General features: G+C 57.9%; 11 protein-coding genes. 1 reads left to right on the forward strand and 10 read right to left on the reverse strand.

The annotated features are described in order from the left end of the window. The first annotated feature begins 584 nt into the window (after positions 1-584). Positions 585-2,870: a hypothetical protein gene (locus tag FMM72_RS01440; protein ID WP_162220367.1), complete on the forward strand. Its 2,286-nt coding sequence runs from the start codon at positions 585-587 to the stop codon at positions 2,868-2,870. 64 nt (positions 2,871-2,934) lie between these two features. Here the strand turns inward: FMM72_RS01440 and FMM72_RS01445 are convergent, their stop codons facing one another. The 10 genes from FMM72_RS01445 to def all read right to left on the reverse strand — a co-directional run bounded on the left by FMM72_RS01445 (position 2,935) and on the right by def (position 13,258). Continuing rightward, complete coding sequence (locus FMM72_RS01445) at positions 2,935-4,041, reverse strand: aldose epimerase family protein (protein ID WP_160210199.1); 1,107 nt, start codon at positions 4,039-4,041, stop codon at positions 2,935-2,937. A 111-nt stretch (positions 4,042-4,152) separates the two neighbouring features. After that, on the reverse strand, positions 4,153-4,950 hold the full coding sequence (locus FMM72_RS01450; RefSeq protein ID WP_162220368.1) for a thiamine diphosphokinase: 798 nt from the start codon (positions 4,948-4,950) through the stop codon (positions 4,153-4,155). After that, complete coding sequence (gene rsgA, locus FMM72_RS01455; protein WP_160210201.1) at positions 4,943-5,848, reverse strand: ribosome small subunit-dependent GTPase A; 906 nt, start codon at positions 5,846-5,848, stop codon at positions 4,943-4,945. Before rsgA ends, FMM72_RS01450 begins: the two co-directional genes overlap by 8 nt. Beyond that, entirely contained in the window at positions 5,845-7,800 is a 1,956-nt protein-coding gene (gene pknB / locus FMM72_RS01460; RefSeq protein WP_160210202.1) for a Stk1 family PASTA domain-containing Ser/Thr kinase, read from the reverse strand. The genes rsgA and pknB overlap by 4 nt, the downstream gene beginning before the upstream one ends. A 16-nt stretch (positions 7,801-7,816) precedes the next feature. Next, entirely contained in the window at positions 7,817-8,548 is a 732-nt protein-coding gene (locus tag FMM72_RS01465) for a Stp1/IreP family PP2C-type Ser/Thr phosphatase (RefSeq protein ID WP_160210203.1), read from the reverse strand. Further along, positions 8,545-9,624: a 23S rRNA (adenine(2503)-C(2))-methyltransferase RlmN gene (rlmN, locus tag FMM72_RS01470; RefSeq protein WP_160210204.1), complete on the reverse strand. Its 1,080-nt coding sequence runs from the start codon at positions 9,622-9,624 to the stop codon at positions 8,545-8,547. The genes FMM72_RS01465 and rlmN overlap by 4 nt, the downstream gene beginning before the upstream one ends. 5 nt (positions 9,625-9,629) lie before the next feature. After that, positions 9,630-10,910 carry a 16S rRNA (cytosine(967)-C(5))-methyltransferase RsmB gene (rsmB, locus tag FMM72_RS01475; protein WP_160210205.1) on the reverse strand — a complete coding sequence of 427 codons (1,281 nt, stop codon included), beginning with the start codon at positions 10,908-10,910 and terminating at the stop codon, positions 9,630-9,632. A 227-nt stretch (positions 10,911-11,137) separates the two neighbouring features. Beyond that, positions 11,138-11,827, reverse strand: coding sequence for a zinc metallopeptidase (locus FMM72_RS01480; RefSeq protein ID WP_160210206.1), 690 nt, complete (start codon positions 11,825-11,827; stop codon positions 11,138-11,140). 24 nt (positions 11,828-11,851) lie between these two features. Continuing rightward, the gene (gene fmt, locus FMM72_RS01485; protein ID WP_160210207.1) at positions 11,852-12,772 is read right to left on the reverse strand and encodes a methionyl-tRNA formyltransferase; all 921 of its coding nucleotides are present in this window, start codon (positions 12,770-12,772) and stop codon (positions 11,852-11,854) included. 18 nt (positions 12,773-12,790) lie between these two features. Beyond that, a complete protein-coding gene (gene def / locus FMM72_RS01490) occupies positions 12,791-13,258 on the reverse strand; it encodes a peptide deformylase (protein ID WP_160210208.1) in 468 nt (155 codons plus the stop codon). Positions 13,259-13,300 lie beyond the last annotated feature (42 nt).

The raw sequence follows: 13,300 nt of genomic DNA on the forward strand, positions 1-13,300 counted from the left end.
TCCGCCCGATCAGGCTTCTTTATAGGCGCCGTCGTACAGGCAGCAATCGTCCCAGATGGACACATCGGAACGGTCAAAGTTCTGCATGGAAAGCGACATGTATTTCGGGGAAGCCGGCCCGTTGAGCGTACATGAACCGATCTGCTGCCCGTTGATATAATAAGTGATCGTGCTGCCCCGGCAGGTGATGTTGAGCGTTTTCCAGTTCTCATCCGCGGAGATATTCGCCTGTTACAGCTAAAGCGGCCGAAACACCCGCGGATACGGCCATTGCAGCGGCCATCGCCAAACACACCGCACCGTAGCCCTTTTGCATCCTGATCGTCCTTTCCAATTTTGCATAAACGCACAGTACACTACGTTTCAGTATACCGCTGCCAGACAGAAAAATCAACCATTTTGCACATTGTGGTACGGTTGACTTGTTACCATTCATCCATTAGAATATAATTAGGTATTTTTTCCTGAATCGCCGCATCAATTTCCCCAAAATGCGGCACTGTATCAACAGCGGACAATGTCCGCGCACACAAAAAAAGATCATCCCCATACAGAACAGAGAGAATTAAGGAGAGGGCGTCACAATGAAAGCTTTGATCAAAAAGTGCGTCGCGCTGGCCCTGGCGGCCATCACGGCGCTGTCGTTGGCTGCTGGAATTCAGGCCGCGACCACAATCTATTCCGTCAAAATCCAGAAAAACAGCATCCTTATCCAAAACAAAGGTAAGACCGTTGAGACCTACGACACCAAAAGCACCGACTTAACCCTTTCACAGGAATACGGCAAACTGCTTCTCAGCTACAAAAACGCGCAGAACCTGTCACGCGATATCGCGCTTGGCACGCAGAGCAGCTTGACCATTCAGGGAGCCGCTTCATCGCTGACGCTTGACAGCAGCCTGCCCACAAGCATGCGCCTTGTGCTCGACACCGGTTCCAGTGTTTCCAGTCTGAAAATCGCTTCGCCCGGAAAAATCACCATCCGCGGCAAGGTGGATACGCTGACCGTTTCATCCGCGGCACGCGTCACCGTATCCAAGGGCGGCGTTGTTACAGACGCCACGCTTACTTCCAGCAGCGCCGTATTGATTGCAGGCACGGGTGCGCAGGTGAAAAACGCCACTGTAGTCAAAAAATCGTCCGTCTCCGGCAGCGGTATTGGTACGGTCAAGGTCAAAGGCAGCGACAGCGACGGCAGGGACGACAACACCACGACCGACGGCGGGCTGACCATCAAGACTTCGACCATCTCCGCGCGCAGCGGCGACACGCTGCGCGACCTTGAAAGCGACCTCAACCACTATGTCAAGGTCTACGACAGGGACGGCGACCGCGTCGACGGAAAAGCCGAATGGGTTTCGTCCCCCAGCACCAAGGTCAAAAAAACCGGCTCCTATCAATTCGATTTTTATCCGGACGACGACGATTACGACAATGTACGCGGCACAATCAAAATTTCTGTCAGCGGACGCGGCGATGACGATGACGGCGATACCACAACCGGCGGGCTGACCATCAAGACCTCGACCATCTCCGCGCGCAGCGGCGACACGCTGCGTGACCTTGAAAGCGACCTCAACCACTATGTCAAGGTCTACGACAGGGACGGCGACCGCGTCGACGGAAAAGCCGAATGGGTCTCCTCCTACAGCACCAAGGTGACAAAGTCAGGCTCCTTTAAGTTTGATTTCTATCCGGACGACGACGATTACGACAATGTGCGCGGCACAATCAAAATTTCTGTCAGCGGACGCGGTGATGACGATGACGGCGATACCACAGCCGGCGGTCTGACCATCAAGACCTCGACCATCTCCGCGCGCAGCGGCGACACGCTGCGCGACCTTGAAAGCGACCTCAACCACTATGTCAAGGTCTACGACAGGGACGGCGACCGCGTCGACGGAAAAGCCGAATGGGTCTCCTCCTACAGCACCAAGGTGACAAAGTCAGGCTCCTTTAAATTTGATTTCTATCCGGACGACGACGATTACGACGATGTGCGCGGCACAATCAAAATTTCTGTCAGCGGACGCGGTGATGACGATGACGGCGATACCACAACCGGCGGGCTGACCATCAAAACCTCGACCATCTCCGCGCGCAGCGGCGACACGCTGCGCGACCTTGAAAGCGATCTCAACCACTATGTCAAGGTCTACGACAGGGACGGCGACCGCGTCGACGGAAAAGCCGAATGGGTCTCCTCCTACAGCACCAAGGTGACAAAGTCAGGCTCCTTTAAATTTGATTTCTATCCGGACGACGACGATTACGACGATGTGCGCGGGAGCATCCGGATCGAGGTCAGCGGCAGCAGTTCATCGAGCGGAAAAAAGGTGCGGCTGTATGTCTCCCCCATCACGGTTTCGTCCACTTCAAAGCGCCTGCGCGATCTGGAGGATGCGCTTGAGGACAGCGTCAAGGCCTACTATGACGGCAGTTCGGTGCGGGGCGACGTTTCGTGGGAGGATTCGGCAAGCACGCAAGTCAAAAAAACCGGCACCTATCAATTCGTTTTTAAGCCGGACAGCAGCAGCTATAAGACTGTGACCGGCGAAATCAAAATCATTGTTGACACAGATTCGGATGATGGTAATAACAGCGCATACGGCAACGACGATTACACGCTTGAGATCGAGGATATCCACATTTCATCCTCAACCAAGCGGCTTGGTTCCCTCCTCAGCGACCTTGAGGACGCCGTTGTCGCGCGCAACGACGACGGCGACAAGATTGACGGAGAACCATACTGGGTCGATTCTTCAAATACGCGTGTGCGTGAGACAGGAACCTACCGCTTCACCTTTACGCCCAAGAGCAGCCGCTATGATCCTGTCACGGCGAAAATCAAAATTTATGTCGACTGAACTGAACATAAGAGACAGCCCCGGCCACAGGCCGGGGCTGTCTCTTTATGCGTATGATGATGTATCAACTGTTCTTTTCACCGTCTTTGTTTACAAAGAACGCGCCGGCCACGTCCTCTCCCGCGCAGGGATCATTTTTGAACCGATAGATTGTGGTCTGATCGTAACGGCTGCCTGCGCGCAGGATCGGACTTGTCCAGGTCCATTCCGGATGGTTGACAGCGTCCGGCGCGTACTGTGTCTCCAGGCAGAAACCCGCGTGATTGCCATAATGCGCGCCGCCCTTTCCGCCGGACGCATCAAGCCCATTGGCCGTATAAAGCTGCACACACGGGCAGGTTGTCAGGCACTCCATAAAACGCCCGCTCACCTCGTCATACGCCTGCGCGCAGATAAAAAGTCCGTTGTGTGCGTCGATCACATAGTTGTTATCATAGCCCCCATGGGCCGTTTTTGCTATACGCTCCCCAATTGTATGGAATGTGCGAAAGTCAAGCGGCGTTCCCTCCACCGGCAGAATGCGCCCGGTCGGGATGAGCGCATCGTCCGTTTCCGTGTAGCGGCCGGCGAACAGCCTCAGCTTTTGCCCAAGCATGTCGCCGGTATCGTGGCCGGCAAGGTTGAAAAACGAATGGTTTGTCAGGTTGCAGATCGTATCCGTATCGCAGACTGCCTCATAATGCAGCGACAGGCCGTTGTCCTCTGTCAGCGAAACCGTCAGCATCACATCCAGGCGGCCGGGATACGATTCCTCGCCGTCGGCCATAAAGGTGGTCAGGCGCAGTTCATCGCCGGTTTTTCCCGATACAACCTCTGCGCTCCATAGCTTCTGATCCAATCCGCTGTTGCCGCCGTGCAGGTGGTTGACGCCATGGTCGTTGCAGGCAAGCTGATACTGTTTTCCGTTCAGGGTAAAACGCCCCTTGCCGATACGGTTACAGCAGCGCCCAACCGCCGCTCCAAAGAATGTCACACGCTCCCGGTATCCTTCGTACCCGTCATAGCCGAGCACCACATCCGCCAGTCTTCCGGCGCGGTCCGGTACAAGCAACGTCAGAATCAGCGCGCCGAAATCGCAGATGTCCGTGCGGATGGTTCCGTTATCAAGCGTATAGCGCGTCGCCTGGCCAAAATCGGTCATAAACGCGGGGGCCTTTGTAATTTTTGTCACGGGCTGTACCTCCATTAGAACCTGTATTCACGGCCGGAGGATGCTGAACAAAAGACCCGCCTGGGCGGCGTTTGGCGGCTGTGAATACAGGTTCTTAATTGCTTTGTTCCATTATAACGCCGCCGCGGAGGTTTGTCCATTACACCCGGCGGGATTTTCCGGGTGTTCCCTTGACGCGACGATCAAAAGCGTGCCGCGTTTGACCGATATACGCGCGGCCTCGCCGCAGAACTCATTGCTGACGCCGATCGGAAAGGAGGGCGTTAGGACTGCGTTGCGCAGCGGATACGCAACATGCTCAAGCGTGACGCCTTCGCAGGGACCATCCGCGGCGAATACGGACAGATGCCAGCCGTCCATGCGCTCAATTTCGATGGAACCGTTTCGAACAGCCCACGCCTGGTTGTCGTTTGAAAGGATCGTCCCGCGCGCGCCGTTTTCACACAGAAAGACAAGCGCCTGCAAATTCGCAACCGTGTGATCAAGCCGTCCTCCAAACGCCCCGAGAATCACAAAGTCCCGGTATCCGCGCGCGAGTCCAAGCTTTAACCCGGCCAGCGTGTCGGTGTCGTCCTTTTCAGCCGGCATCCGGCTGACCGGCAGGGAAGGGGCGATCGGCCCGCTGTAGGAATCGAAATCGCCGACAACCAGATCCGGGCGCAGGCCGAGCTGCTCACAGGCCGTATAACCGGCGTCGCATGCGATTACAAAATCGCCGGACGCACGCACCTGATCGCACAGGGAAAGCGGACCGCCCGCCACGACAACGCATCGCTTCTGCGCGCGCGCTCCCTTTCGGCGGCAATACGCTGGATAGACGCTGCGCGCATGGCGTTCCATACAGGCATTACAGTCGCCGTGACGCGGACAGTCGCGCGGACAGGGACAATCATTTCTCTCGTTATGCATGATTCTTTAATTCCCATTCCTTTATCTTCTTCGCGTCCTCATACATCGCGCAGTAGCTCGCATGGCGCGACGGATGAACAGCGCCGGCGCGCACCGCCTCCAGCACGGCGCAGCCCTTTTCGACCGTGTGCGAGCAGCCAGTAAATTTGCAGGCTTTGCTGTACGGCGCGAATTCCGGAAAGCAGCCGGCCAATTCTTCCTTGCGAATCACCTCGTACCGCTCCAGCTCGACAGCGGAAAAACCCGGCGTGTCGGCTATGTAGCCATCTCCAAACGCATACAGCTCGACATGCCGCGTCGTATGCCGCCCGCGCCCCAGTTTGCGGCTGGTTTCACCCGTGGCGATAGAAAGCCGCCCGTCGAGCCGGTTAAGCAGACTCGATTTTCCAACGCCGGAGTTGCCGGAAAACGCGGTGATGCCGCCGGCGGACAGCTTCTTCCGCAGCGCGTCCAACCCGCTGTCGTCCGCTTTGGATACTGTAAACACCGGCACGCCGGCCGTCCGATAGATACCGGCCAGCTCGTCCGGCCTGCCCAGATCGCTCTTTGTAACGACAAGGATTGGAGAAATATTCTTGTGGCACGCGATCGCCATCAGCTTATCGATGACCAGCGTGTTCGGCGAAGGATCAGCCACCGAGGCGACGACCGCGAATGTATCCACATTCGCAAGCGGCGGGCGCACAAGGGCGTTCTTGCGCGGCATAATCGCCGCGACAACGCCCTTGCCTTCGCCCGCCGGTTCCACTGCGGCACGGTCGCCGACAAGCGGGCTGACGCCCTGCTTGCGGAATACGCCGCGTGCGCGGCATTCATACAGGGCGCCGGCGGCGTTTACATAGTAAAAGCCGCCGGTCGCCTTAACAATCAATCCCTCTGTATCATTCATCGCGTTCATTCCGTAAATTCATCCGAATAGTCGTTGAGCAGATAGTAACCCTTTTCGTCAAAATCGAGGTCATAAACCTGGTATAGTTCGCCGTCAAAATAGATTTTCACATCCGCATAGCCTTCCCCATTGAAAAACACAGGCCAGGTTTTCAGCTCTGACGGATTGACCGTTTCGTTGGCGACCTCGACGCCGTCCTGCGTGGCCGTCATTGTGACCATGCGGTTGACCGTCGTGGGCAGCTTGATCAGCAGGCGCAGACGCACGGTCGCGCCCGCCTCGCCGGCAATCACAATGTCAACCTGCGTGTTCGGGGATACCTGCGAATCCTTTGCCGGGCTTTGGCTGACGACAAGCCCCTGCCGCTCCTCGTCGTCGTTGTTTTCATCATAGGTGATCTTGCCGATCTGAAGCTTTGCGTTGCGCAGCAGGCTCTTGGCGTCCTCAATACCGACGCCCTCCAGATCGGGCACCGTGGCCAGCTTCTCCTCACGGCCAAGGCTCTTATAGACCGTGACCGTATCGCCGACCGACACCTCGTCCCCCTCGGCCGGAACCGTGCGCACAACGCTGCCAAGCGGCACGGAATCGCTGAATACGCTCTTTTCCTCCGGAACCAGCCCCCATTCGGTCAGGCGCGCCTTGACCTGGTCAAGGTCCTGTCCCGAAAAATCGGGCAGCGTGATCATCTGCCGGCCCTTGCTGATCTTGACGCGGACAACCGAACCGACCTTGACAGCCGTGCCCGCCTTAGGGCTTTGCTCAAAGATCACACCCTGATCATAATCGGGGTTGTAAACCGGGTCGCCGTCAAGCTCGATCTTAAAGGCGTCATACTTGGACGAAACCTTGACGGCGTCGAATTTTTCACCTACCAGGTTAGGGATTTCCTCCTCCGCCACGGTCGCAAACGGGTTGTTGAGCCAGATCATCCATCCGATAAACGCGCATGTGACGATGACAAACGCCGCCGTCACACCGGCAAGCACCGGGATGATCGGCGCGCGGCGCGGTTTTTGCTTTCGCACCTTCTTCTCCTTCTTTCCACGGCGAGCGTTCCTGATCGCGTCGGAATACTTGCTCTCATCGTGCGCGCGCGGCGCGCTCAGATATTTGTATTCAAACGAGATGGACGGGTCGCGCTTAAATTCATCGATATCGCGCAGCATCTGCGCCGCGCTCTGATAACGCTTTTTCACATCCTTTTCCATGGCGTGCATGGTGATCTCCTGGAGGCCCTCGGGAATCGAGGGGTTCAGCTCGCGCGGGAGCACCGCCTTCGACTGGATCTGCTTGAGCGCCACGGAAACAGGCGTGTCCGCTTCAAACGGGACGCGTCCCGTCAGCATTTCATAGAGCATCACACCGGCCGAATAAAGGTCTGTACGCGCGTCGATTGTGTCGCCGGCCGCTTGTTCGGGGGAGATATAATGCACCGAGCCGATCGCCTTATCGGTGATCGTGTGCGTCTCGCTGCGTGCAAAACGCGCGATCCCAAAATCCGTGATCTTGATTGTCCCATCCGACAGCAGCATGATATTCTGCGGCTTGATATCCCGGTGCACAATCCCCTTATCATGCGCGTGCTGGAGCGCCCGCAGGATCTGCACAGTAAAATGCAGAGCGTCCTTCCATTTCAACACGCCTTCCTGCTCGATGTATTCCTTGAGCGTGATGCCGTCGATATATTCCATCACGATCGACTGCATCCTGTCGGAAAAGCTCACGTCATAAACGCGCATGACATTCGGATGGTCAAGCACCGCCATAGCTTTGCTTTCATTTTTAAAGCGGCGGCGCATATCGTCGTTGACCATATATTCCTCGCGCAGAATTTTGACCGCCACAACACGGTCCTCTATCACATCGTAGGCCTTATAGACATTGGCCATACCGCCGATGCCGATCAGCTCGGTGATCTCATAGCGACCGTCGAGCTTTTTGCCCATATATTTATCCATTTAAATATCCTCCTGCTTACATCGCGGCAATGACGGCGGTGATGTTGTCAGGCCCGCCGGCCTTGTTCGCTTCATCGATCAACAGGAAAATATCCTGCTCGTTTTCACAAGTCATAATCAAATCGACATGTTCCTCTGGAGGCGCGTAATTATAAAGCCCGTCGGTGCACAGCAGCAGCCTGCCAGATGCGTATGCGTACTCCGCATACTCCATCTCAACAGCGGCTTCCACGCCGAGCGCACGCGTGATATAGTTGCGTTTCGGATGCTGGCGCGCCTCCTCTTCACTGATCTCCCCGCTTTCGACAAGCATCTGCACAACGCTGTGGTCGCGCGTCAGCCGTCGCGGCGGCACGCCGTTTTCGCAAAGATAGGCGCGGCTGTCGCCCACATGCGCGATGCAGAGCACCCCATCCATCAGGACAGCCGCTACAACCGTTGTTCCCATGCCGCGCAGCTCCTCGTCGGCCGCGCCCATGTCATGAATCACAGCGTTGGCTGCCGAAACGGCCGAAACGAGCATCGGCTTGACCGACACGGGCGGCATACGCGCCTCAAGCCCGCGCGCAATAGCGCGCCCAATGATCTCGACAGCCTTGGCGCTGGCAATATGCCCGCCGTTCTCGCTGCCCATCCCGTCGCACAGCACAATATACGCCGTATCCTCGGAAACCACCTCATAAACAAAGGCGTCCTGGTTTGTCGCGCGCACGCGTCCCTGATCGGTCCCGCCAAAAATTCGAATCAAAGCTGCCTTCCCCCTTTGGTCACGGGCATCCGCCCGCTGGTTGACGCGCCCGCGTCTTGCCGCCGAAGCTGCCCGCACGCGGCGCTGATATCAGCGCCCAGCTCACGCCGGATTGTCGCATTGACGCCGCGCAGGCGCAGTTCGTTCTGAAAACGTTCGATCGCCGCCCGGTCGCCGCGCCGGTACCCTGTTTCCGCAACCGGGTTGACCGGGATCAAATTGACGTGCGCGCCCATTCCGCGCAGACGCGCGGCCAATTCAGCGGCATGTTCCGGCGCGTCGTTTTCCCCGGCGATCAGCGCGTATTCAAACGAAATGCGCCGCCCGGTCGCAGCGAAATAATCGCGGCACGCACGCAGCAGCGTATCAACATCGTAGCGCGCATTCACCGGCATGGAGCGCGAACGGATGGCGTCGTTTGGCGCGTGCAGCGAAACGGAAAGCGTGAGCTGGAGCCTGCGCTCGGCCAGCGCATAAATCCTGTCGGCCAGCCCGCAGGTTGAGAGCGACACATGGCGCAGGCCAAGGTTCAGCCCGCGCGGGTCCGAAAGGATTTGAAGAAACGCCATCACGTTGTCGAAATTGTCGAGCGGTTCGCCGATGCCCATCATCACAACGCCGTCGACGCGTTCACCGCTGTCAGCCTGCGCCGTATAAACCTCGTCGAGCATCTCTGATGCGGTCAGATCGCGCACGCGTCCCCCGATGGTCGACGCACAGAAGCGGCAGCCCATACGACACCCCACCTGTGAGGAGATGCACAGCGTGTTTCCATGATGGTAACGCATCAACACCGATTCGACACAATTGCCGTCGCGCAGCTCATACAGGTATTTTACCGTACCGTCAATGCTGGAAACAAGCCTTTTTTTGACGCGTATGGCATTTATGTAGAACTTTTCGGCAAGCTGACTGCGCAGCGCCGCCGGAAGGTTCGTCATTTCATCAAAATCAGATACCCGTTTTTCGTGCAGCCATCCAAAAATCTGCCCCGCGCGAAAGCGCGGCAGCTCCATTTGGGCAGCCAATTCCTCCATCTGCTGATAAGTGTATGATTTCAGATCAATTTGTTCCATCTTTTTCACCGCTTTTTCAGTACGGATACGAAAAATCCGTCGGTATCCTCGCCCGTATAGGTGCGCTGCTCCACAATGTCAAACGCGCCGTCCATCTCGTCCAAAAGCCGCCGCACAACCTGCTCGTTTTCCGCCGGCAGCAGCGTGCAGGTTGAATAGACGAGCGTCCCGCCGCTCTTTAAATAGTGTGTGGAAGTTTTTAGAATTTTATACTGGATTTCCGGCAGGCCCTCCACCGACTTTTTCGATTTATATTTAATTTCAGGCTTGCGGCGGATGACTCCAAAGCCGGAGCACGGCACGTCGCACAGCACGCGGTCAAAGCTGCCAAGCGACGCGTCGTAAACGGCCGCGTCGCCCGCGGACGCCTGTATGATCGACAGTCCCAGCTGTTTCGCGCCATTTTGTACCATGCGCGCGCGCTTTTCATGCAGATCCCGCGCGACCAGCACGCCGCGGTTTTGCATATGCTGGGCGATCGTGAATGATTTTCCGCCCGGTGCGGCGCAGACATCCAGCACATGCTCGCCGGGCAGCGCGCCGAGCGCCGCCGCGCATAGCTGCGATGCACGGTCCTGCACATGAAACAGCCCCTCGCCGAACGAAGCGAGCGCCTCCGGCTCAACACGCCCCTTTGCCAGCAGGCAGCCAGCGGGCGGCTCGGCGGGCAATGCGTCAACCCCTTCCGCAGCCAAGCGTTCGGAAAGCTGCCGCGCGGACACGCGCAGCGTGTTCGCGCGCAGGTAGAGCGGCGGCCGCCCAAGCGAAGCGCGCAAAACGCGCAGCGCGGCCGCCTCACCATAGGCGGATAGCCACGCTTCTACCAACCAAACCGGACAGGAATATTCCACACTGAGCCGCTCGGCCGCGCCGCCTTTCACTGGCGGGACGGCCTTATCCGCGCGTAAAAATGCGCGCAAAACACCGTTTACAAATCCCGACGCCTTGGCGCAGCCGAGCGCACGCGTCAGGTTGACGCTTTCAGATACGGCCGCATAATCGTCCACACCGTCCATCCAGACAAGCTGACATACGCCGAGCCGCAGAGCCTGGAGCACCGGCTTCGACAGCGAAGCAAGTCCGCGCGCGCAGTATGCGGCGAGCACATGGTCGATTGTCAGGCGGCGTTCCAGCACTGTATAGAACAATGCGGCTGCAAACGCGCCCTCACGCGCGTCAAGGCCGTTTTTGGGGATCAGTGAATCGATTGTCAGATTTGAATAGGCGCCGGCAGCTTCCATACGCAGCAATGCCTGCGCCGCCGTATAGCGAGCGTCTTTTTTCATGCAGTCATCCTTTTATACAGTCTTCCATCGATGTTTTTTCTCGCGGGCGGGCCATCTGACTTCTCCTTCACGCAGCGCCCGCCCCGCTGTTCGCGGTGCAGCCTGTTTTTGCTCGGTATCTGCCCCGCTGTTCGCGGCGCAGCCTGTTTTTACGCAACGCCCGCCCCACTATTCGCGGCGCAGCCGGCTAAAGTTTTTTGCCAAGCTTTTTTTCAAAAAAGCGGGAACTAATCGCGGCGGCGGTTGCCAAACAGGAGCACAAGCCTTAAAAGCTGCGCGAGCGCCACAATCAGCGCCGCCACATACGTCAGGGCGGCGGCCCGCAGCACGGCCCGCGCGCCGCCAAGCTCATTGGGCGCAAGATATCCCGTATTTTCCAGCGTCGCAAGCGCGCGCGATGAAGCGTTGAATTCGACCGGCAGCGTAATCAGTTGAAACACGGCCGCCAGTGAAAACAGCAAAAGCCCCAGATTGATCAGTACCCCGGATGTAAACAAGCCAATGAGAATCAGAGGAATGGACAGCTTGGAACCGATATTTGTAATCGGGATGATCGCATTCCGCAGCATCAGCGGCGAATAATGGCGCGCATGCTGGACCGCATGGCCGCATTCATGGGCGGCTACCCCAAGCGACGCGATTGAATCGCCCGCATAAACGCTGTCGGACAGGCGCACCACCTGCGCGCCCGGGTCGTAATGGTCTGTCAGTTTGCCGCCGATATGCTCTACCCGGACATTTTGCAGCCCGTTATCATCCAAAATACGGCGCGCGGCCTGCGCGCCGGTCATCCCGCGCATATTCCGCACGCGCGAATAGCGGCTGAACGCCGACGAGACGGACATCTGCGCCCACCCCGCAAACAGCAACGCCGGGATCACCAGTATCAAATAATAGCGGTCGAACGGTATAAACATCTTTCAAGCCTCCCTTGATCGCCGTCAGCCAAGCGTCTTGCCGGCGGCATCCGGATGACCGCGCAGATAATCGGCGGCGGCCATCCGTTTTTTCCCCGCCTCCTGGATTTCCAAAAGCTCGACGGCCCCCTGCCCGCAGGCAACCACAAAACCGCCGCTTTTGGTCAGCGTGCCGGGCGCGCCCGCGCCGTTGGGCACAAGCCGCGAGCGGTAGATTTTGAGCGAACGCCCGTCAAGCGACGTATGCGCGACAGGCCACGGATTCATGCCGCGGATCAGGTTGTGGACTTCGGCCGCCGGCTTCGTCCAATCGATGCGCGCCAGTTCCTTAGTCAGCATCGGCGCATGAGTTGCCAGCGCGTCGTCCTGCGGGACGCGCGGCGCGCACCCCTCGCCGATCAAACGCACCGTCTCCGACAATGCCTGCGCTCCAAGCTCCGCCAGCCGCTCATACAGCGCGCCTGTGGTTTCATCCGGTCCGAGCGGCGTCTCGCGCGTCAGAATCATATCGCCCGTGTCAAGCCCCTCGGCCATATACATCGTTGTGACGCCTGCCGTCCGGTCGCCGTTTAAAACGCTCCATTGAATCGGCGCGGCGCCCCTGTATTTTGGCAGCAGCGACCCATGCACGTTGACGCAGCCAAGCGGCGGCAGGTTTAAAATATCGGGCGGCAGAATTTTTCCATACGCGACCACAACGATCAGCTCGGGCGAAAGCTCCTTTAAAATTGCAAGCGCCTGGCCATCGCGCATCTTTGCCGGCTGGTAAACCGGCAGCCCGTTTTCAAGCGCGCAAACCTTGACCGGCGGCGGCATGAGCTTGTAACCGCGCCCCTGCGGTTTATCCGGCTGTGTAAAAACGCCCGCGACCGCGTGCCCGTCGCTAATGAGGCGCGAAAGGCACGGCACGGCAAATTCGGGCGTCCCCATAAATACAATGCGCATCCACGTTTCCTCCCTGAGCTATTCCTCGCCGATCTCCTCCGGATCGAGCATGCGTTCAACCTTATCAATGAACAAAATACCGTCGAGATGATCGACCTCATGACAGACAGCTACGGCAAAATAACCCTCGGCCTCCAGTTCAAAGGGTTTGCCATAACGATCCTGCGCCTTGATCCGAAGCTGCGCGGGACGGTGCACAAGCCCATATTGGCCGGGAATGGAAAGACAGCCCTCGCCGCCGCACTGATCGCCCGACTGTTCAACAATCACGGGATTGACAAACTCGTGCTTGCCCTCGCCCACGTCGATGACGACGGCGCGGCGCAGAACGCCCACCTGCGGCGCGGCGATGCCCACGCCTCCGTCTTTCATCGTCTCATACATATCGTCCAATAGCGTCCAAAGGCGCTCGTTAAAATCGGTGACAGGCCGGCTTTTTTTGCGCAGGCGCTCGTCGCCCTCCTTGAGAATGTTGCGTAACGCCATGAAAAATCCTCCTTCATATTATTTGCCCTGGGGCCTATCCAA

Source organism: Anaerotruncus colihominis, assembly GCF_010206195.1.
Lineage (GTDB): Bacteria > Bacillota > Clostridia > Oscillospirales > Ruminococcaceae > Anaerotruncus > Anaerotruncus colihominis_A.